The sequence below is a fragment of the Riemerella anatipestifer genome, from assembly GCF_009670965.2.
GTDB classification, from domain to species: Bacteria; Bacteroidota; Bacteroidia; order Flavobacteriales; family Weeksellaceae; genus Riemerella; species Riemerella anatipestifer_B.
Genome location: NZ_CP073239.1, coordinates 1,111,798 through 1,131,678, shown reverse-complemented (window position 1 = coordinate 1,131,678; position 19,881 = coordinate 1,111,798). Strand labels below are relative to the sequence as shown.

General features: G+C 29.1%; 14 protein-coding genes and 1 tRNA gene. 5 read left to right on the top strand and 10 right to left on the bottom strand.

What is annotated here, in order from left to right; all coding sequences use genetic code 11:
* Positions 1-150: 150 nt before the first annotated feature.
* The 4 genes from D1J36_RS05185 to D1J36_RS05170 are packed head-to-tail and all read left to right on the top strand — an operon-like array spanning position 151 to position 5,236.
* On the top strand, positions 151-2,355 hold the full coding sequence (locus tag D1J36_RS05185; RefSeq protein ID WP_154137487.1) for a DEAD/DEAH box helicase family protein: 2,205 nt from the start codon (positions 151-153) through the stop codon (positions 2,353-2,355).
* A 1-nt stretch (position 2,356) separates the two neighbouring features.
* Positions 2,357-2,572 (top strand): hypothetical protein, encoded by a 216-nt coding sequence (locus D1J36_RS05180; protein ID WP_154137486.1) that lies wholly within the window; start codon positions 2,357-2,359, stop codon positions 2,570-2,572.
* Position 2,573: 1 nt separating this feature from the next.
* Positions 2,574-4,757 (top strand): AAA family ATPase, encoded by a 2,184-nt coding sequence (locus D1J36_RS05175; protein ID WP_154137485.1) that lies wholly within the window; start codon positions 2,574-2,576, stop codon positions 4,755-4,757.
* Entirely contained in the window at positions 4,757-5,236 is a 480-nt protein-coding gene (locus tag D1J36_RS05170; protein WP_154137484.1) for a hypothetical protein, read from the top strand. The genes D1J36_RS05175 and D1J36_RS05170 overlap by 1 nt, the downstream gene beginning before the upstream one ends.
* A 1,334-nt stretch (positions 5,237-6,570) precedes the next feature.
* On the opposite strand, the gene D1J36_RS05165 is transcribed toward D1J36_RS05170, so the two are convergent.
* The 10 genes from D1J36_RS05165 to D1J36_RS05120 form a co-directional block, all read right to left on the bottom strand.
* Positions 6,571-6,954 (bottom strand): DndE family protein, encoded by a 384-nt coding sequence (locus D1J36_RS05165; protein ID WP_154137483.1) that lies wholly within the window; start codon positions 6,952-6,954, stop codon positions 6,571-6,573.
* Positions 6,938-9,010, bottom strand: a complete 2,073-nt coding sequence (locus tag D1J36_RS05160; protein ID WP_154137482.1) for an AAA family ATPase — start codon at positions 9,008-9,010, stop codon at positions 6,938-6,940. Before D1J36_RS05160 ends, D1J36_RS05165 begins: the two co-directional genes overlap by 17 nt.
* Positions 9,007-10,368: a DNA phosphorothioation system sulfurtransferase DndC gene (dndC, locus tag D1J36_RS05155; protein ID WP_154137481.1), complete on the bottom strand. Its 1,362-nt coding sequence runs from the start codon at positions 10,366-10,368 to the stop codon at positions 9,007-9,009. Before dndC ends, D1J36_RS05160 begins: the two co-directional genes overlap by 4 nt.
* Before the next feature lie 85 nt (positions 10,369-10,453).
* The gene (locus D1J36_RS05150) at positions 10,454-11,659 is read right to left on the bottom strand and encodes a DUF3871 family protein (protein ID WP_154137480.1); all 1,206 of its coding nucleotides are present in this window, start codon (positions 11,657-11,659) and stop codon (positions 10,454-10,456) included.
* Complete coding sequence (locus D1J36_RS05145; protein WP_004916193.1) at positions 11,637-12,524, bottom strand: AAA family ATPase; 888 nt, start codon at positions 12,522-12,524, stop codon at positions 11,637-11,639. The genes D1J36_RS05150 and D1J36_RS05145 overlap by 23 nt, the downstream gene beginning before the upstream one ends.
* Positions 12,525-12,922: 398 nt before the next feature.
* Positions 12,923-15,529 carry a DEAD/DEAH box helicase family protein gene (locus D1J36_RS05140; RefSeq protein ID WP_252339336.1) on the bottom strand — a complete coding sequence of 869 codons (2,607 nt, stop codon included), beginning with the start codon at positions 15,527-15,529 and terminating at the stop codon, positions 12,923-12,925.
* Between the two features lie 50 nt (positions 15,530-15,579).
* Positions 15,580-16,788, bottom strand: a complete 1,209-nt coding sequence (locus D1J36_RS05135) for a site-specific integrase (RefSeq protein WP_154137479.1) — start codon at positions 16,786-16,788, stop codon at positions 15,580-15,582.
* 188 nt (positions 16,789-16,976) lie between these two features.
* Positions 16,977-17,050: transfer RNA gene (locus D1J36_RS05130), tRNA-Asn, on the bottom strand.
* Between the two features lie 70 nt (positions 17,051-17,120).
* Positions 17,121-18,443 carry an RIP metalloprotease RseP gene (gene rseP, locus D1J36_RS05125; RefSeq protein WP_154137478.1) on the bottom strand — a complete coding sequence of 441 codons (1,323 nt, stop codon included), beginning with the start codon at positions 18,441-18,443 and terminating at the stop codon, positions 17,121-17,123.
* Positions 18,444-18,551: 108 nt separating this feature from the next.
* Complete coding sequence (locus D1J36_RS05120) at positions 18,552-18,980, bottom strand: DUF6646 family protein (RefSeq protein WP_154137477.1); 429 nt, start codon at positions 18,978-18,980, stop codon at positions 18,552-18,554.
* 80 nt (positions 18,981-19,060) lie between these two features.
* Here D1J36_RS05120 and D1J36_RS05115 point away from each other — a divergent pair, with 80 nt between their 5' ends.
* On the top strand, positions 19,061-19,822 hold the full coding sequence (locus D1J36_RS05115) for an amidohydrolase (protein ID WP_154137476.1): 762 nt from the start codon (positions 19,061-19,063) through the stop codon (positions 19,820-19,822).
* Positions 19,823-19,881 lie beyond the last annotated feature (59 nt).

Genomic DNA, 19,881 nt, shown 5'->3' with positions numbered 1-19,881 from the left:
TCTTAAATAAGGGAGGGGGTGTTTTGCAGGGACATTTACAAGTGTGGAATTTAGAGATAGGGAGAAAAAAATAGAAAAAAATTAGTTAAATAACAATACTATTTTTGTAATGAATTATTTATTATTTTTGATGAAAATTAATTAACCATTTTGAGTAAAACTTTTAAAGAACATATTATTTTTCCTAAAACTTATGAATACAGCTCTGATAGTGAGCATATGCCTTTGGAGTTTTATGAGGAGGCATTTCCTATTTCTAAAAAAATAGATTTATTGTTAGGGTATTTTAGCACCAATGCTATTAAGGCTTTGTCAATGAGTCTAGCGGAGTTTATTTATAATGGTGGAAGTATGAGACTTATAACTAACCACTTCTTTAGCAAAGATGATTATGATTTTATAATTAATAATGAGAAGGAAGTTAGTGAAGAAATAATTAATATATTCTCAGATCTTTCAAAACTTCAAAAAAATCTTAGTCCAGAAAGTAAACACTTTTTTGACTGTTTATTGTATCTAAAAAATCAAGGCAGATTAGAAATAAGACCTGTTAAATTTAGGGGTAATTCTATGTCACATTCCAAAATTATGATTTTAAATGATGGCAGGGATACCATTACAACCGCAGGAAGTATTAATTTTACTTTATCAGCATTATTAAAAAATGCAGAACATTTTCAAGTTGAAGTTCCATGGAATGGGGATTTATCAAAAAGAAGAATAACAGGAAATGTAAAAAAATTCAATGATATATTTAATAACAGTCATCCAGATTATAGGCATATTGGAAATGACGAATTAATTAAAGTTATTGATACTATAGGTAAACCTAAAGAATTACATGAACTATTAGATGATTCTTACAATCTTAATGGTAAAGATGAAATTTCCCAAAAGATTGTTAGTATAAGAAATAAAAGAAAATTAAGATTTGAAGAGATAATAGAACAAATACAAATTATACCAAAGTTCCCTAGAAATGGTTTACCAAGACCATATCAAATTACAGCTTATGAAAATTGGGTTAAAAACAACTATAAAGGTATATTTGGAATGGCTACTGGAACTGGAAAAACTAAAACATCTTTGATTTGTATATTAAATGAGTATAACAAAACTCAGTCATATTTGTCCATAATTTTAGTTCCTAGTATTGCTCTGTTAAATCAATGGGAAGAAGAGGTATTAGAATTTAATTTTCAAAACATTATTAAAGTTGGTGGTGGAAATAATTGGGAAAAAGAATTGTCAAATTTCACAAGTAACTATTTGGCAGGAATAAAAAAAGACTTAATTATTATTTCAACATACAATAGTTTTTCAACTGCTAAGTTTCAAAAATATTTCAAAAAAATTGAAAAAGGCTTTACCTTAATAGCTGATGAAGCACATAACCTTGGGGCAAAAACAATTAAAAAAGCTATAAAAGACAGCACTATTGAAAGAAGGATTGGTTTGTCTGCAACACCAAAGAGGATTTATGATTTGGAGGGTTCAGAGTTTATTGATTTATTTTTCAAAGACAAAGAGCCTTATACATACTCCTTTAGCATGAAACAGGCATTAGATGAAGGGTACTTAACTCAATATAAGTATTATCCATATTTAGTAGAATTAAATGATGAAGAACTTGAAAGATATACAGATATTTCAAAAAAGTTATTAAGATATTTTGATTTTGAAAAGGGTTCATTTAAAAACGATCCAGTGGTTGAAAAACTTTTACTTTTAAGAAAAAACATAATACATAAAGCTAGAAACAAAATTTCTTGTTTTGTTGAAATCTTAAATGAATTAAAAAGAATGAATAAGCTAAAATATATTTTTTGCTATATTCCTGAAGGATATGTTTATAATGAAGATAGAAATGCAGAAAGAATTTTAAATCAATTCCTAATAGCAGGAAATGAAGCTATACCAAATTTGAGAATGAACTCCTATATTGGTGATGGTCAGAATCTAGATGAAATCTTAAGGGGGTTTGGTGATGGTAAGATTGACTTACTTTTTGCAATGAAAATGTTAGATGAAGGTGTTGATATACCTAGAGCAGAAATAGGAATCTTTGCAAGTAGTACAGGAAACCCAAGACAGTTTATTCAGAGAAGAGGAAGGTTATTAAGATTACATGATGATAAACCCTTTGCTACAATATTTGATATGGTAGTTGTACCAAAACTTAATGATAATAATGAGGAACTCTTTAATATGGAAAGAAACCTTGTTAAAAATGAGTTAAGGAGAGTTAGTTATTTTGCAAGTCTTTCAATGAACTTTTATGATTCTAGAAATAATTTAGAACAAGTTTGTAGAAAGTACAATTTGGATTTAGATACAATAATAAACGAATTATAATATGGAAAGAAATAAAATACTTAAAGAAATTCTTTCAGATGAAGAGTTGCTTAAAAAATATAAAATTGATAAAACAATTTTAGTAAACTTGACTACAAATCCTCCCTACAATAATAAACTAATTGAGGTTTTGTCTGTAATGATTAATGATAGAGATAACAATCTAAATGATTTACAGATTTATAGAAAAATTAAAAACATTCATAATATAGGATAGTATGGCTTCTATTATAAACAGTATTTCATTCAAAAATTTCTTTAATTATTATGGTGATTATGATGATACGAGATATGATTTTGAAGAGGGTGTCAATATCATAGTTGCAGATAATGGAGCGGGAAAATCTAAGTTTTTCAATGCTTTTCTTTGGTTATTTTATGATCAAGTTTTAGATTCTGACGATAAAATAAAGAAAGGAATAAAAGATATTCCAGTAAAAATTATTTCAGACAAGGCAAAGTTAGAAACTTCAATAGGAGCTAGTGTTGAAACTGGAATTCAGATAGAGTATTCTACAGGTAGACATAAATATAGAATTAAAAAATCTTTTACAGCAACAAAAATTAGAGAGGATATTACATCTGCTGATAGTTGGCAAGTCATAATGAATGATACTGAAGTTGATCAAACAGAATTGGTTTTACCCAAATATAAGCCTGTCTATGATGAAGAAGAAAAGGAAAAAATAATTAAAAAACTAATACTTCCCAATTTAAGACAGTATTCATTTTTCCAAGGTGAAGAAGTAGATAGTATTATTGATTTTGGAAAAAAATCTAGTATTGAAGATGCTGTAAGGACTCTTACAGATATCAGTGACTACGAAAAATTAGTTTCGTTATCTAAATATTTAAAAGAAAGCGCAGAAAAAGACTTGAACAGAATTATGAAGTCTAATAATGAGCATAATGAAAGATTAGATAAAGCACTAAAACTTAAAGAAGATTTAGATAAATCATTAAATAATGAAGAAACCAAACTTCAAGAAATCATTAGCTTGTATGATGAAGCAGAAAGAGAAAAAAATGAGTTAGAACAGAATTTTTCAAATGCTGAAAAAAGAAATGAATTAGACTTAGAAATAAAGGAAAAAAACAAAAAACTAAGAGAAGTTGCTGATGAGTATGAAGCTTTTCTAGATGGTATTAATAATAGGTTTTTTGATGGGAACTTTTCTTGGATTTCATTGGGATTTGATAATGTGGAGAGTCAATTTCAAGAAAAAATTCAAGCTTACAGAGAAAAACATTTTGAAAAAAAGGCACTAAAAAATATTACTGATGACCCTAATAAATTTTTCCATTTTTTACCTTTAGATTCTCCAGATGCTGTTTCTTTAAAAAACATGATTGATAAGGAACATTGTTTTGTGTGTGATAGACCAGCTAAAGCAGGAACAGAACCGCATAATCATTTTATTAAACTTAGAAATAGGGCTGTTGATGAAAAAAAAGATGTTGAATTTGTAAAAAATAACCTTGTAGCTCTGTTTGATGGAATTCAAGTAAATGCACAGCCATTTTACAATAAAATAAGTGGTATTAGGGAGAGCATTCTAAAAACAAGAAAAAAAGAAATTGCTTTAAGTGAAAGAGTTTCAAAACTTAAAAAGGAAGTTAAAGCATTAACAGACGAAAGAAAAGATATTTTAATTGCAGGTACTGAAGATGAGGATGCAAAAACTATCATAAATAGATATAAGGGAGCAATTAGAAGATTAGAAAATTCTTCTAATCAGATTGATAGAATAAAAGCAAATATTTTTGAACTTAGGACTAAAATTATTAACACTGAAAAAGAGATTCAGAGTTTAAGACCCTCTGATATCCCTGAGGGATATAATTTGAATTATGAAATAAATAGTGATTTATATGATGCTACTTTAAAAGCTAAAGAAAGAGTTTATGAAAATATGATTTCTCTATTAGAAAGGTATGCTAATGAACACTTTCAAGAATTAATAAAGTATAACTCTCTTGCTGGAGGAATTTTGAAATTTGAAAAATCTCCTTCTGGTTCAATTAATTTTAACTATTTGGATAGTGCAGGAAATACAGTTCATGGTAGCTCTGAGGGTTTCCAAAGAATGAAAAAGTTTTCTGTAGTTATGGCAGTGATTTCTGCAAACACAACAAAGTATAATTATCCATTACTTGCTGATGCTCCAATTTCAGCATTTGGAGAGGGATTTACTGAGGGCTTTTTTGAATCCACTGGTAAGGTTTTTCCACAAAGTATAGTTTTAGTTAAAGATTTATATAAAAGTAATGATGATATGAAAATCAATGATTTAGGAAAAAAACTCTTAAGAGACACTAATGTAAAAACATTCTATGTCAATCAAGTTCCAAAAGATGTTGAACAGGTTGAGCTATTCACTACTAAAATAAAATTAAAGTAATGACCAGTCAAGAATTTAAAAGTAATTTACTAATAAAAAGACCAAGATATGCTAATAGTAGAATTCCTGTTTTAGAAGTTTTGGCTAATAAAGGAAGTAGAAAATCTGAATATAGTCAATTTGGACCTTTGTATGAAATTTATATTTATGCCTTTATGCTTGGTTTAAAGAAAGGATTAAGGCTTCCTCTCCCTCCTAGAGATTTAACTTCAGATTTTATTGAATTGGGAAAATGGAAAAGAGATTCCTCATTAGTTGACTTTTTACTAATGATAATTTTCACAAAAGATGATGAAATTGGTTTTAATTGGAATGAATTAGAAGATATGGATGACTCGGAACTAAATGAAGTTATTTACAAGATAATTAAGTTTATTGAGGAATATGCTAATGGAGGATTAGAGTACTTACACAAAATGCTCGAAAATGGAGAGCTGGAGAATTCTCATTACATGTTTATTGATTTGTATAATGAATGAGGTGTAAACATTTAAAAGAAGTGTAAGAATGCTATTTTAATTTAACTTTAATAATCAGTTAGTTAGAATGTATGTGAATTGTAACTGGCTGATTATTAGTTCAAGTATTAAAAAAAATGATATGGAGTAGATACGATAAAACAGTATAATGAGAGCCGCATAGCGCATTTGAAAGTGATGTTTCTAAGAAAAATTTAATTAAATTTGAGCTATTAGTTATTTTTAATAATTATAGTTAGTAAGCTTTAGAGATGGTTTGTAATAACTTTTTAAAAACTCAAATTAAAAAATATGGAAAAATAAATTGTCTTAGAATTCTTGTAAATAAAAATTCTAATTTGCTATGGACTTTTTAGTTTATTGATTAAGGAGTCTGTTTGCTCATGGGATGCTTATTTCCTGATAAAGATATTTTTTATGAAAACGCCCCATCCTAAATATTTACTCAGCTTGGTTAAACTATCTTCTATATATAGTTTTGTTCTATTTACAATCTGCTATCTACATCATTTATAATGTTAAAATTGGTGTTGTTTATTTTTTATAATTTATTTGAGAATATTAACTATGGGAAGGTATCTTTTCTACTGACTATTAGGCTGAATACATTTAAAAAGCTGCTAATACAAGATAAAATGATTATTTTATGGGAAAACAAATATTTTAATATCTTGAAAATTATTATATCATGATTATTTCTTACTACTAATTTTATTAACAATAGAATAGTACAAAGTATTATTGCAAATGATACGGTAGTAGCTAAATAAATTAGATTAAATAAAACATTGGCTCAAATATAAATTATACTCACTAGAGGTTAAAAAAAATCATAAATGAATTTAGATGGTTAACAAAATATAAACTTCTATATATCAATGGATTTTTACGCTTTTCTTGAAAGAAGTAGTAATATAGAAACTATTTATGAATTCAAAAGATCACAAGATTTTTGGGAGAATGATATTACCTCTAATTAGATAGCTAAAATAAAATTAGTTAGCTTAAAAGATTTAGTAAGTATAGAATTAAATTTAGATTCTTCACCAATCAACCATAATTAGAATATCACAATTAAGAAAAGTGCTTCTAGATAAAAAACTTAAAGCAAAAATTATTAACAGTTCTTTTAGCTATAGGATTTTTTACAACGACTTATAATTTCTGCCTAAACCCGATGAAATTTTTGAAAAAAATATGTAGGCTTTAATAATAATAGAGAAACAAATGCTATCTTCATTATTAAGTAGAAAATTTCACATAATGGAATAGCAATAGCTTCTGATGAGATAATTAAAAAATAATAAAGAAATAGGGAGATATATAATCTCCCTCTATTTTGATGCAGCAATTTTTTCAGTCAAAAAATCAAAACCATCAATATTGGATCTTAGGTTTATTTCTTCATTAAGAAGAGATAAACCATGGTCAATATGAAGTTTAACATATTTTGGAATTTCTTTATCTGATTTGTATAGGTTATAGTGTACACAAACCAAACCAATATAATAATCATAGTAATCTCCAAAAAGTACAGACCTAGAATATTCTTTGCCTCCATAATCTTCTAAATCCTTTATGTCAAGTTTGATATCTTTAGATAAAGAATAGACCATTGCAATCCTTGCAATATTATTTTCTGTACCTAAACTTAGCTTCCTAGTTAATGTTGCCACGACGTCTTTATTCTTTTTAGAAGTTTTAATTTGAGTAAACATTTTCTAAGTTTTTAGAATTAAATAAATCATCTATTTTTTTTACTTCTTTGAATTTTGATTTTTTATCAAAATTTTCAATCAAATAAACTTTGGAAATATTATCTTTCATTAGTTCAAATTCATTAAAAGTTAGTTCTTTTTCTAATAGTGGAAATAAAACTACTTGATCTGAGATAGTAGGATAAAACTCTTTGATAATATTTAGAGAATGATTTTTATCAAATTTCTGTAATGGACTGTCTATAAAAACAGGGAAATTTATTCCTGACTCCACCACCAAAGCTTTCAAAAGTGCAGTTGCATAAAGCTGTTGTTCTCCTTTAGAAAGCAAGTTTTTATCAATAACAAATCCTTCCTTATCAAGTAAGTCAATATCCATATACTCGTCATGAACATTTACCCTTACATTCTTAATAAAATCTTCTTTGTGCATAATTTTATTAAATTCTAGCAATATAGATTTTTGTAAAGAATATTTTTTTTCATCCTTAATTTTAGTAATTAGAGTTGAGATTTTTTGAAGAAGATTTGTGGTTATTTCAAATTTTTTTAAATCAGTTTCTCTAACTTTAAATTGTTTTTCGAGCTCAGAAAGGATTTTTTCAGTAGAAGTGTATTTACTTCTTAAACCACCTAATTCTTCAATAAGAATTTCTTTATCTCTAATTAATTTAAAAATTTTATTATCAATAACTAGTTTGTCTTCACGAACTTGTAAAGTAACAGGATTATCTGTTTTTGATTCAGCTGCTTTAATTTTATATAAAGTCTTATTTAGTAATACTCTGTTATTCTTTTCCTCTTGAACTATTGATTGAAATTGTTCTGAAAAAGAGTTCTTTATTCTAGAGTACAATGAATCAAATATATTTATTGAACTTTCATCTAAGTCTAACAAAATGTTTGATGGAGATTTTTTTTTAATATTTCTACTTTTAAAGACTTCATTGTTAATAGAAGATAATAAATCAAACCTTAATTTTTCATCTTTAACAAGAGTATTGATGTTATGTTTTATCTTGTCAGCAAAATCTTTCAACTCTTCGATTAAAACTTTCTGATTGGTCAATTTTGAGTTTTTTTCTAAGTCAATCTGATTTTTTAAATCTTCAAACTTTTTTCCCGCTATAATAAAAGGAATTACCTCTAAAAAATTCTTAAGTTTATTCTTAATCCTTATGGAGTCTTCTTTCAATAAGTCTCTCTGCTCCTTAATTTCCATAAGTTCATTAAGAGTTATTTTATTGCCTTCTCTTATTAGTTTCTCCTGTAAAAGTTCAGATTGTTGCCTCAAAGAGTTGATCTCATTATCAATCAGTTTTTGCTTGTTTTCATTAATTTCTATTAACTCTCTGTATTCTTGTTCTTTTTTAATAAAATCATCAAGTTTTGTTCTTTCTAAAGCATTTGCTCCATTTCTCTTAAATCTGCTAATAATACTTTGTAAATTCTTTCTTAAATCTTCATATTTTTTTATACCTAAAACCTCAGAATAAGCTCTACTAAGTGATTTAAGTTCATTCTTGGTTTTAGCTTCTGCAAGAGAAACAATCTTTTCTGCATCAAAGAAGAAAAATTTTGCTATTTCTCTAGGTAAAACAAAATCATTAATAAATACATCAAAACCAACTTGTTTAGTGAGTTCATTTTCAAAACCATCGATTAAAACTTCTAAATTTTCTAATTTACTAATGATATCAAATGTTCTTTTTATTGATAATGTTTTGCATGGAATAGAAGGAATTAAAACATCATTCAAAACAATTTCTACACTAAGCACTGGGTTAATAAGGTTATTAGATGTTTTAGAATATAACGTTTCTAAAAATTTCTCATAACCGCCTAGATTTTTTATATCATTTCTGTATTTTTCCTCAACCTCAACCATCATTTTACCATAAAAGCACCAAATTAAAGAAGTGAGAAATGTAGTTTTACCATATCCGTTTTTACCAGAAATAAGGGTTATGTTTTTTGATGGATTATCATTAAATTTTATTTTATTTAATCCACTGTACACTCTGAAATTTTCTAAAATTACTTTGTCAATTTTCATCTTTCTATACTTTTTACAAAGGATTCAATTCTCATTTCAATGTCATTACCAATTCCAAACTTAGAAACCATCAAAGTTTTAGATTCCTGTAGGGTAATTAAATTCTCTATAAGATTATAATAGTTTGAATCATTTTCACAGACTTCATTTAATAATCTTTTCTCTGTATTATTAAGACTATTTAAACTTCTAGTACTGATGTTTTTATTGTAAATGCTTTTATAAAGTTCACCAACACTATGATCAAAATAACCATCTCTATTCCAAATTACCTGAATAGCAATAAGCTCTTGGTTAGAAATAAGGCTAATATGAGGTCTTCCTTTTTGAATGTTATTTTGTATTGTTAATAAGTTTTTTAAAATTTTATATCTGTAAATATGGGTATAAGTTCCATTAAATGAACCATCCTCCCTAATAGCAGGTTGCCCATTTCGTCTAATATCCATCCTATTTTCAGATAGATTTCTCTCTTCAGAAAGTTGATTTCTAAAATTTAGTAGTGGCTGCATCCATTCCTGCCCATTATTAACCAATGAATTCATTGACTTATCATTCTTTACCACCGTACAAGTCCAACAACCAAATCTAGACTGTCCACAAGAGGTGTGTTTTTTATTTGTGACGACAGTAGGACACTCATAATCATCAGCACTGGCATCAGAATAGATTTTGAATAGAATAGAATTGTCAAATTTCCAAGGAGAAGGAATTGTATTAATGATGTACCAAACTTCTTCTAGCATTAATTCTTTTATTGGAGCGTATACATAAGTATTCACTGAGCTTTGATGTCTAGACAGCCTACTTCCTGATACTTCATGTTTCTTTATTGATCTTTCTCTTGTAGCACTTTCATCATATCTGGTACCTAAAAGAACAATTGCTTCACCTTTTTCATCAATTTGCTCCATTAAAAAACTTGATGTAGGTCTTATCTTTAGTTTATCAGTACACCATCTAAATGCATTGTTTGGAACTGGATACCCTTTTCCAATCACATTAACCCAAAAGGATTCTTCTAATTTTGGAGTGGTTTTTTTTACAAAAATCGGTAAATCTTGTTCTCGTGCTTCAACTGAAATTTTACTTAAAACGTCCTCTACATAATTTGAAATTATTGGATTTTCAACCATTGTGTCATTACAAACTACGTAAACTTTTCTTTTAAGTTGGTAAGGAGTATCAAAAGTTTCTCTAATTTTTTTTAGAGCAATCCAAACCAAGGTAAGTAATACGGTAGAGTCCTTTCCCCCACTAAATCCAATTATCCATGGTCTTTCTTTATTCTGAGAATAAGCATACTCATCTATAATTTCATCTATAATTCTATTGATTTTTTTACTTTTAATTTCCATTAAAAAGATAATTTTGTGTAAAAATACGATATATTGTAATAAAAATTTTCCACTCCAATAAAATTTATGAAGTGGAAAACAAAAATTAACTCAAAAACCAATGATAACTAGAATTACCATTGAGAGTTTTTTGAATGCCTTTAGAAAACTCAAAAGCATTCAAATTCCTGTCTAGGAAAGTATCTATATAAGAAGACTTATTAGCCTGAGTAAAGAGATTATAAACACTCCATAGATTTATCCTGCCATCTTCTTTCCTACAGAAGTTCTTATCCTCATAATAATCTTTAGCTAGAGTGTTAATATGGCTGTCATTAAAATTAAGTACAGGGATTTTAGACTTCTCAAATTTAGGAAGATGTTGGTATAGCCTAGATTTACCTATAAGTTGTGCAAACTGATGTTCTGTAAGAAAATCTTGAGAAAGCTCTTTCATTTCCATAAGATGTAAATCTGCATTATAATTTTGCATTACTTCTAGGGCTTTAGATTGTAGTTCTAATGCATTAGAAACTCTCATATCTTCCACAAAACCATCACTCCAAACACACAAATTCATACAGACTTGATTTTGAAACCCAATGAAAAACTTAAACTTCTCAAGTGTTTTTTTACTATACAAGTTCTCTTGATTATATGCCCTCACTCCTCCTATACAAAGAGATAGCTTATTTCCATTCACAACCTCTGTAATGCTAGGGATTTTTACTATAAAAGCCATTCTTTCATAATAAATGGTTTTCTCATGGTCTAATAAATCTTTCACATTTTTATGAATAGCCTCAGGCACTCTCCCTTTAATTTGATGAGATACCCTAATTTCAGGAATAGTCATGCTATGATGAGGGAATACCTTTTGAGTAGCATTGAGTATTACTTCTATAAACTCTTGATGGGCAATAGTTCTCTCATTGTCTTTACTAAATACAGGCACAATACAATCTTGTTTTAGATGAAGTAGAGGTACTTCTGTAGTATTAGCTACAATGAAAGGACTAGGCTTATTATCTTTTGGTTCCTCTACAGCAGAAGTAACTACAGAATTAGCCATTAAAAAAGTCTGAACTTGATTTTTAGGTTCAGACTTAGGTTCTTCATTCATTTTACTTGGGTAATAGACCTCTGCATCTTCTATACTATTAGAGTTATCTAGAAATACATCTCTAATAGATTTCTTAGCTACATTCCTTAATTCCATTGTACTTGTTTCATTCCCTATTATGGTAGTAGAATTTGGAATTTCAAAGGCTTCTTCTAAAGTAGCAGGTTTAATGATGTTTTGCGTGTCCATTTTGACTAAAGTTTTGAGGGTTGGTTAATTGTATTAAAAGGGATTTCTTAGCTTCAAAATCAGGTTTTAAATTCTTCTGATAGTGTGGGTACTTCTGATACAGAGCCAATAACTCTGATAAGGAGTTACACATTTGAATTTCTTGATACACTTCTTGCTCAGATAATTCTTTAGAGCTAGATGGAACTTCTAGCTTTCCAGAATTACACCAATCTAGAATTTTCTTACCTGTTTCAGAAGTGATGATAAACTCAGGTTTATCCATAAAAATTTCAGTTCTGTCCTTACTAGCTACAGCAAAATGCTTAATATCCACATCAAAAACTAGAGTAAACTCAAAGTCTAACCCATCTCTTTGAACAGCCTTTAAACCTACTTTTTCAGGGATAAACTTCCCATCTTTTTGATTGAGTACATAGTCCTGTTTAGTCCTCATAGTAGCAATTACATGAGCATTAGATTGAAGTATTTTATCAATAAATAATTTCTCCAAAGGCTTAATTTTAGCCCAATTGGTAAAGCTATTTCCAGCTAAGGAACTGTGATAATCTAACAGATAATCCCAACAATGAGAAATACTATCTAAAATAATTACCTCCATTCCTGCTTTCTCGCAAACTTCAATAGCTTGTACATACTTTTGAGGACTAAATGGAGGCTGCATAGAAAGTACATTGTAATTACCTAAATGAGCATATAAGTCAGCACTTCCATTTTCTGTGTCAATAATGGCTACTTTAGAAAAGTCTCCATTGGTTAGTCCTTGTGCTAGTAGCAAACTTGAGTAAGTTTTACCACTTCCTGCACTTCCTTGTAAAGCCATTTTTATCTTGGCTCTTTTTCTTTCACTTGGTCTTAGTTGCATAATTTTGAAATTTATTGGGTTAAAAAATATTTTTTGAGGTTAAATACAATTTAGCTATTAGTCTTAAAGTACTATAAATAAGGCTAAAACACTGGAAATTGTCATTTATTTTTTGTAACTTTGTGTACCAAAATTTTGGAACAAAAACTTACAACAGAGTTGTCCTCCTCTGAATTCGTGCGTTGTTAAATCTTAGATTTTTTAGGATGGGGAGATTTCTAAAGAACCCCTATGAATTGTAAAGTAGCTTACGGAATTTCAGTTAGGTTTCCTATGTGCATTGTAACTGCCTAAAGTAAATTGCCTATCAAAGATTGTGTATGAATAGCTAATTTTGGATATACTAAACTGTCCACTTTTTGTAGTGGGATATATTATTTGAACAAAAAGTGGACAGTTTAATTCTCTTGGTTTAGATTTTTCAAAGCCTCATTGATGATGTTCTGATATGTTTCTTCACTTCCATAAAGTTCTGAAATGCACCGAGAATATTGCTCTAAATAATTTGGTTCATAATCAGCAGGTTGTACTAGATTAATTACCCTAGAAGGATTAGGAAGTGGGATATAAGCAGTAATAGGTTTAACAAGTAGTCTGTCTCCATTAATGGTTACTTTTTTATATGTTTCGAGAGACATAAAAAAATCTTCTAATAAAATTCTGTAAAATGACTCTATCTTTTGTTCCGTTGTTTTGTCTTCAAAATTTCTTTTAAAATTGAAAATGTTATTTCCTATAAAATCATCATTTTCTATCAATAAATCAATTGTTTCTAAAGCCTTTGAAGTTTCATCTGTATTTAAAAAACCTGATAGTGGTTTTATAGGTAAATAATTAAATCTTCTTCCTCTTGTAGTGGTGCCAATATAGTTTATAACTTTAGTTCTAAAATAATCTAAATTCTGATATGCCTTTATTTTGTTTTTGTATTCATCAGAATAGTCTATTTGCTCTAGATTAATAGTTCTAGCTACAGCAATACAATCTAAAAAATAGTTGCTCCGAGTATATTCAATATCATGATTTTTATTTTTAATCTCATCAGGATAATAATAGTTATTTTGAAAATATTGTATGGCACAAAATCTTAGAAGTTGATTTTCAAATAATTTATTTGAATATGAAGAAATGATTTCCCATCTTCTATTAGCATCTTTTTTAAATTTAAAGGTAAAACTATTGAAGAGTTTATTTCTAATTTCTGTATAGAACATATTGAAATTAGAATAAGTGGTTATGCTATTGTAGTAGTCTTCTCCAAAATATATATTGAAGTATTGAGTTAAATTTTCTTGTAGCTCTCCTTCTTTAAAAAACAATGTTCTCTTATAATTAATTCCCACCAGCTTACAATTAATGAATTGATTGGTTAATGCCGCAAAAGTTAGATATGCACTTATATCTTCTCCAAATATAGGATATTCATTAGCTAAAAACTCTTCTCCATTTTCAAGTTTAAACTCATCATAAGTAGGGTAGCTTAATTTAGCTAGATTGAACCTAGATAAATTATTCTCAATAGCTTCAATTTCATTCTTAATATTTCCTCTTAATTTATTTTCATAAAATTCTCTTAGGAAAAAATTTTGTCTGTTTAGTTTGATATACTTTACTAGTTTTTTAGGGTCTTTATGATAGGTTATTAGGTTGTAATAATTCTCAAACTCCTCTTTTTGTAGAGGGTTCATCTCTGTATGCTTTAGGGTAGAAAAGTCAAATTTATCTGGTCTTGATAAGATAATATGTATTTCTCCCTTGTTTCTTTGTCTAGCTAAAGCTTGAATAACAGAGTTGATGCCTCCTGAAAAAATGCCATATTTATTTCTGAACCACATTCTTGTACTTCTAGGTGGAAGAATAATGATAAATGCATGGTTTTCTTTCCTAATACTTACTCCTGTCTTAAAGTTAGTGCCAACATTACATTTTGTATTATCAAACTGGTTTTTTGGCTCTTCATTTTCAGGTCTTTGGTTAGTGATGAGTTCAGAAGTACAATCTTTTATTTCTCCATAGGTTTCTACAAGTAGTTTTCCTATTTTATCTCTAGAATTAAGCAGGCTTTTTGCTAAAGTTTTAGAATAACATAAGATGTCTATTTTCTTTCCTCTAGAGATTAGTTTTGTGATTAGTTCTTTGATTTCTAATGTGCTAGAAGTAAAATTATTGTCAGGAGAATAATGTAAATACAGAGAGCTTTGCTTTTGAGGAAATCTTACTCTTTCAGATTCTATAATTTGAATTTTAAAATCTGTGAGTTCAGCTAGATATTCTATAACTACTTTAGAAGCCTCATTATAGGTGGCACTTAGTACAAAATTTTTGTGTATTACATTCCTCCATTTCCATAGATTAAATATATATTTTTGTTTGAAGTTCTGAAAAGAATCATGCAACTCATCATAAATAAAAACTGCTTTAATATTGTTTTCCTCGCAGTATGTAGTTAGGTGATTGAGATATTCTCTCTTGATGTCAGAGTTTTTAAAACCATCTTCCCCAGGATTTCCTAAAAGGGTATTTACAGTAATAACTTGTATAGCTCTGTCAAGATAGTTTGTTTCAGTATATCTCCCAAGATTGTTATAATTGTAAATTTGGCTTTCAGGTATTCCTGCTTCTACAATATCGTCATAGTATTGCTTTACTAAACTCACAAATGGACTAGCTACAAAAATGAGGTATTGTTGCCCTCCATTTTGCATAGCATCATAATACCTTTTTATGATTTGTATAATTGAGTAAGATTTGCCTTGTCCTACTGCTGCATTAATAACCACAGTATTTTTATGTTCTAGTTCAATGTGGCTTTGTAATTCTTCATTGATATAACCATCTTCATTAGGAGAAACAATGATTTTCTCTCCATTATTTTCAATTTCAAAACAATTTCTTTCTTCTCTAGTTCCATCAGGGTTGAAAATATATTGAAAATCTTCAGGATTGATTTCCTTAAATTCTATAGGGTAATCTTGGAAAGCAGAGTTGGTAATTTCTAATTGCATAAAAAAATAACTATGCTGTAAATTTAATACAGCACAGTTAAATATAGAAATTATTTCAGCTTATCTTTTAATTTATTTAGCTGTTCACTTAATTTATTGGGCATTAGCTCCGCATAATATTCTTGTGTAGTAGTTATTTTAGAATGACCTAAAAGTTTAGATATAACTTCTATAGGAATATCATTGTTCAATAATACTGTGGAAGCAAATGTTTTCCTGCCTGTATGATGAGTAAGATTTTTAGGAATTTTTAATACAAAAGCTATTTCCTTTAGTAGCCTGTTGAAATACTGATTACTCACTCTAGGTAAAAGGTATTCACTTTCAGAAGAATATTTTTCTATCACTTTAAGTGCTTTTGGAAGTATCAAAGGAACAGAGAAATTTCTCCCTGTCTTATCTCTTTTCTTATAAATCCATGTAACTCCATCAGGTTTAGTGATTAAATCTTCTTTCTTGAGGTCAAACATCTCCTTGTATGCTAGCCCTGTATAACAGCAAAATAGGTAGCAATCCTTTACTTGATTTAGTATTTCGGATTGGAATATATGATGTTCTAACTTGTAAAGTTCTTCTTGAGTAAGAAATACAATCTTAGGATATACTTTTTTAGGTTTATGTTCTTCAAAAGGGTTAGATTCTAAATATTTCTGAATAACAGCCTGTTTAACTACTTTTTTAAATCTCTGTAAAGACTTGTTAATAGTAACCTGCTGATGCTTTAATTCAGCCTTAGAGTAATATTCAAACTCTGTAATAAAGTTAAAATCTAAATCTTTTAGTTTAATATCAGATTTTTTGTAATGAAATTTTATGAACTCTTTTACATCATCTCTGATATAGCTGAATTTATCCCAAGTCTGCTTTTTAATCTCTACATCTATAAGTTTTTTAAGTTTCTCAAGATATATTTCATAATATTCTAACACACCATATTCTCTAGCTAAAGTTTCTCCTTTATATTGTGTATAGATGTCATTTACATCAAATTTTTCTTCCTTAACTTGAAGGAATAAAAAAGCCTGATTAATATTGTTCTTAATCAGGCTTAATTGTGTATTGATAAAGTTATTTTCTTCATTGGGTGGTTTTGCAAGTTGTTTCTTACTATCCCAATTATTAGGGTTGATGAATATTCCTATAGAGAACACTTTTCTCTCTTGTAGATATGTTACTCTGCACCTTAAAGGTGCTATGCCTTTTGAATTTGTATTAACTTTATCCAATACAAATAGTATGTGCAATTTATTATTATTCATGTTGTTATAAGATTTTAGAGGGTATGCCTTTTAGAAAATTAGGGTATGCCTTTTTTTGTGCCTTTTTATCCCAAAAACTAGGATAAAATAATGACTTAAAGACTATGAGAAAAATATTAAGTTATTAGATAACTTACAGATATAGAGTTACAAAACAAAAAAGACCTACATTTCTGTAAGTCTTTTTGCTCCTCCTGCTGGGCTCGAACCAGCGACCCTCTGATTAACAGTCAGATGCTCTAACCAACTGAGCTAAGGAGGAATGGTTTGTTGTTTTTTCGTGGTGCAAATATAGAAACTTTTTCTAATATCCTCCAAATTTTTTTAAAAAATTATTTAAAAAAATCACTAGCTATAATAAGTAACATCAATCCCATAAGAAAAATAACGCCAATTGTCTGGGCTATTTCCATTACTTTTTGAGGTGCAGGTTTTCCTGTAATCATCTCCCATAAAGTAAACATAACATGCCCGCCATCTAAACCAGGTATAGGAAGTAAATTAAGGAATGCCAGCCACACCGAAAACATAGCCGTAAATGCCCAAAACGCTTCCCAGTTGATGGTGGTAGGCATCATTTTAACGATACCTATTGGTCCAGAAACTTTTTTATAACCTTGTGTCTTTTGGTTGAAAATAATTTTGAACTGTTTTACCTGCATTACTAGAGCGTCTATTGTTCTTTCTAGCCCTCTAGGTATAGCTTGTAGTAAACTGTACTCCTTATTTACTAATGTACTATTAAGTGATTTTAGGCTTTCTTCTTCGTCGGGAGTAAAACCAAGTTTTCCATCCTTATTTACCGTAATAGTTTGCTTCAATAAACTCCCATTTCTCAGAACTTCAATTTCTGTCGTTTGATTTTTAAGATTTTTAAGCACAGAGGCAAGATTATCAAAATACTTTATAGGAGTATTGTTTATACCAACTATTTTGTCTCCTTTTTTAAGTTGAGCCTTTTGTGCAGGACTATTGGGTAAAATACTATCTATAACCACAGGAAATCTAGCAGAGTAGATTGCTCTAACTTCATTAGCTTTCATAACTTCTGCTACACCATCTTCATTAGTAGGAAAAGTAACCCCTTTGCCTTCTCTAAGAACGGTAATTTTGTCAGACAAAAGTAGATTTATCATAGAGTTTTCCATTCTTTCGGCAGGTTTTCCATCTATGGCAACTATTTTGTCTCCATTTTGCAATCCCATCTTTTGGGCAGCCTCACTTACGGCAATTCCGTCCTCAAATTTGCTATTATCGTGGTAAGTTTCTCCATTAAAAAAGCTAAGACAAGAATAAATAAGCCAAGCTAAAAAGAAATTCACAGTAACACCACCTAGCATAATGATAAGCCTTTGCCAAGCAGGTTTAGAACGAAACTCCCAAGGTTGTGCTGGTTTTTTAAGTTGTTCGGTATCCATACTTTCGTCTACCATACCTGCTATTTTTACATAACCTCCGAACGGAAGCCAACCTATACCATATTCTGTTTCTCCAATTTTCTTTTTAACAACAGAAAACCAAGGGTCAAAGAAAAGATAAAACTTCTCGACTTTGGTCTTAAAATATTTAGCTGGAATAAAATGTCCTAACTCATGCAAGGTAACTAAAATTGAAATACTAAGAACAAATTGAAATATTTGGGTTAACAAATCCATGCTGTATTTTTTGTTTTAAATTCGTGCAAAGGTAATAAACTAAAATGATTTAGAATAAAAAAGAGACTACCAAAGGTAATCTCTTTCTAATGATGTTGATGGACTTACTTATAAGTTGATAGAAACTCCTAGTCCTCCATTATTACCAATTTCGGCAAAAACTCCTAAATTTTTATTGAAGAAATATCTTGCACCAATGTGTGCTCCTAGCCCAAAACCATGTCCTAATACGCCTATATCTAAGCCAGGGTAAATATCTAATTGGTCTGGAAGATTAAGGGCGTCTTGCAAATGGTAATTTGCTCTACCAAATAAGAAAAAACCGTTGTCTTTTTTATTGTTGAAATAAAAATGAGCTCCACCTCCTAGTGAGATGGCGTTTGTAATTCCGTAATCATAAGTACCAGATAGTCCTGAGCCATAACCCCAAGCAGAAAGTCCTATTTGAAGTTTTTGGTCTCCTTTCCCATTCCAAGCTTGAGCAAACGAAAGTTGAGCTAGCACAAATGTCATTAAAATTAAAATTGTTTTTTTCATAGAAATCTATTTTTAGTTTAAATTAGCCTCAAAAATAAAGATATATTTCTTTACAGTAACGCCATTTTTTCAATTTAATTATGAATGATTTTAAAATTACAGCTTTAAACTTTGATATTCAGTGGAAATCGCCAATAGATAATTTTAGCAAAATAGAAGATCGCCTTAAGGGTGTTAATGCTAGCTTGTTTCTCCTTCCAGAAATGTTTTCTACAGGATTTTATATGAAACCAGAAGAAATTGCAGATGAGGAAGGAAAAGCATTACAGTGGATGAGAACTTTCGCTAAAAATAAAAATGCTGCTATTGGAGGCAGTGTTTCTGTTAAAGAAGATGATAATTACTATAATAGATTTTATTTTGTGAAGCCTTGTGGAGATTATCATTTTTACGATAAAAGACATCTTTTCTCATACTCAGGGGAAGATAAGGTTTACTCTAAAGGTAATGATAGAGTGATTGTGGAATACGAAGGCGTGAGATTTCTACTGCAAATTTGCTATGATTTGCGATTTCCTGTATTTAGTAGAAATAAGAGAGATTATGATGTGGCTTTATATGTGGCTAATTGGCCTATCCAAAGAATAGATGCGTGGAACACTTTGTTAAAAGCTAGAGCAATTGAAAACCAAGCTTATGTATTTGGTGTTAATAGGATAGGTACAGATGGTAATGGCTTAGAATACCCTGAAAGCACCCATTGCTTTTTCCCTGACAGAAGTGAAGTTTCCTATAAAAAAGGAGATTTAATAGAAGTTGTTTTAGATATGGAACGTCTGAAGAACTTTAGAAAGAAATTTCCTTTTTTAGGAGATGCTGATAACTTTGAAGTCAATCTCTAAAAGGAAAAATCCCTTAAACTAGTTTTATAGTTTAAGAGATTTAAAAAGTTAAAAAATGA

Excerpts from the sequence above, each read along its gene's own strand:
- D1J36_RS05180 (WP_154137486.1), top strand. The coding sequence starts at position 2,357 with ATGGAAAGAAATAAAATACTTAAAGAAATTCTTTCAGATGAAGAGTTG.
- D1J36_RS05175 (WP_154137485.1), top strand. The coding sequence starts at position 2,574 with ATGGCTTCTATTATAAACAGTATTTCATTCAAAAATTTCTTTAATTAT.
- D1J36_RS05170 (WP_154137484.1), top strand. The coding sequence starts at position 4,757 with ATGACCAGTCAAGAATTTAAAAGTAATTTACTAATAAAAAGACCAAGA.
- D1J36_RS05165 (WP_154137483.1), bottom strand. The coding sequence starts at position 6,954 with ATGTTTACTCAAATTAAAACTTCTAAAAAGAATAAAGACGTCGTGGCA.
- D1J36_RS05160 (WP_154137482.1), bottom strand. The coding sequence starts at position 9,010 with ATGAAAATTGACAAAGTAATTTTAGAAAATTTCAGAGTGTACAGTGGA.
- dndC (WP_154137481.1), bottom strand. The coding sequence starts at position 10,368 with ATGGAAATTAAAAGTAAAAAAATCAATAGAATTATAGATGAAATTATA.
- D1J36_RS05150 (WP_154137480.1), bottom strand. The coding sequence starts at position 11,659 with ATGGACACGCAAAACATCATTAAACCTGCTACTTTAGAAGAAGCCTTT.
- D1J36_RS05145 (WP_004916193.1), bottom strand. The coding sequence starts at position 12,524 with ATGCAACTAAGACCAAGTGAAAGAAAAAGAGCCAAGATAAAAATGGCT.
- D1J36_RS05140 (WP_252339336.1), bottom strand. The coding sequence starts at position 15,529 with ATGCAATTAGAAATTACCAACTCTGCTTTCCAAGATTACCCTATAGAA.
- D1J36_RS05135 (WP_154137479.1), bottom strand. The coding sequence starts at position 16,788 with ATGAATAATAATAAATTGCACATACTATTTGTATTGGATAAAGTTAAT.
- rseP (WP_154137478.1), bottom strand. The coding sequence starts at position 18,443 with ATGGATTTGTTAACCCAAATATTTCAATTTGTTCTTAGTATTTCAATT.
- D1J36_RS05120 (WP_154137477.1), bottom strand. The coding sequence starts at position 18,980 with ATGAAAAAAACAATTTTAATTTTAATGACATTTGTGCTAGCTCAACTT.
- D1J36_RS05115 (WP_154137476.1), top strand. The coding sequence starts at position 19,061 with ATGAATGATTTTAAAATTACAGCTTTAAACTTTGATATTCAGTGGAAA.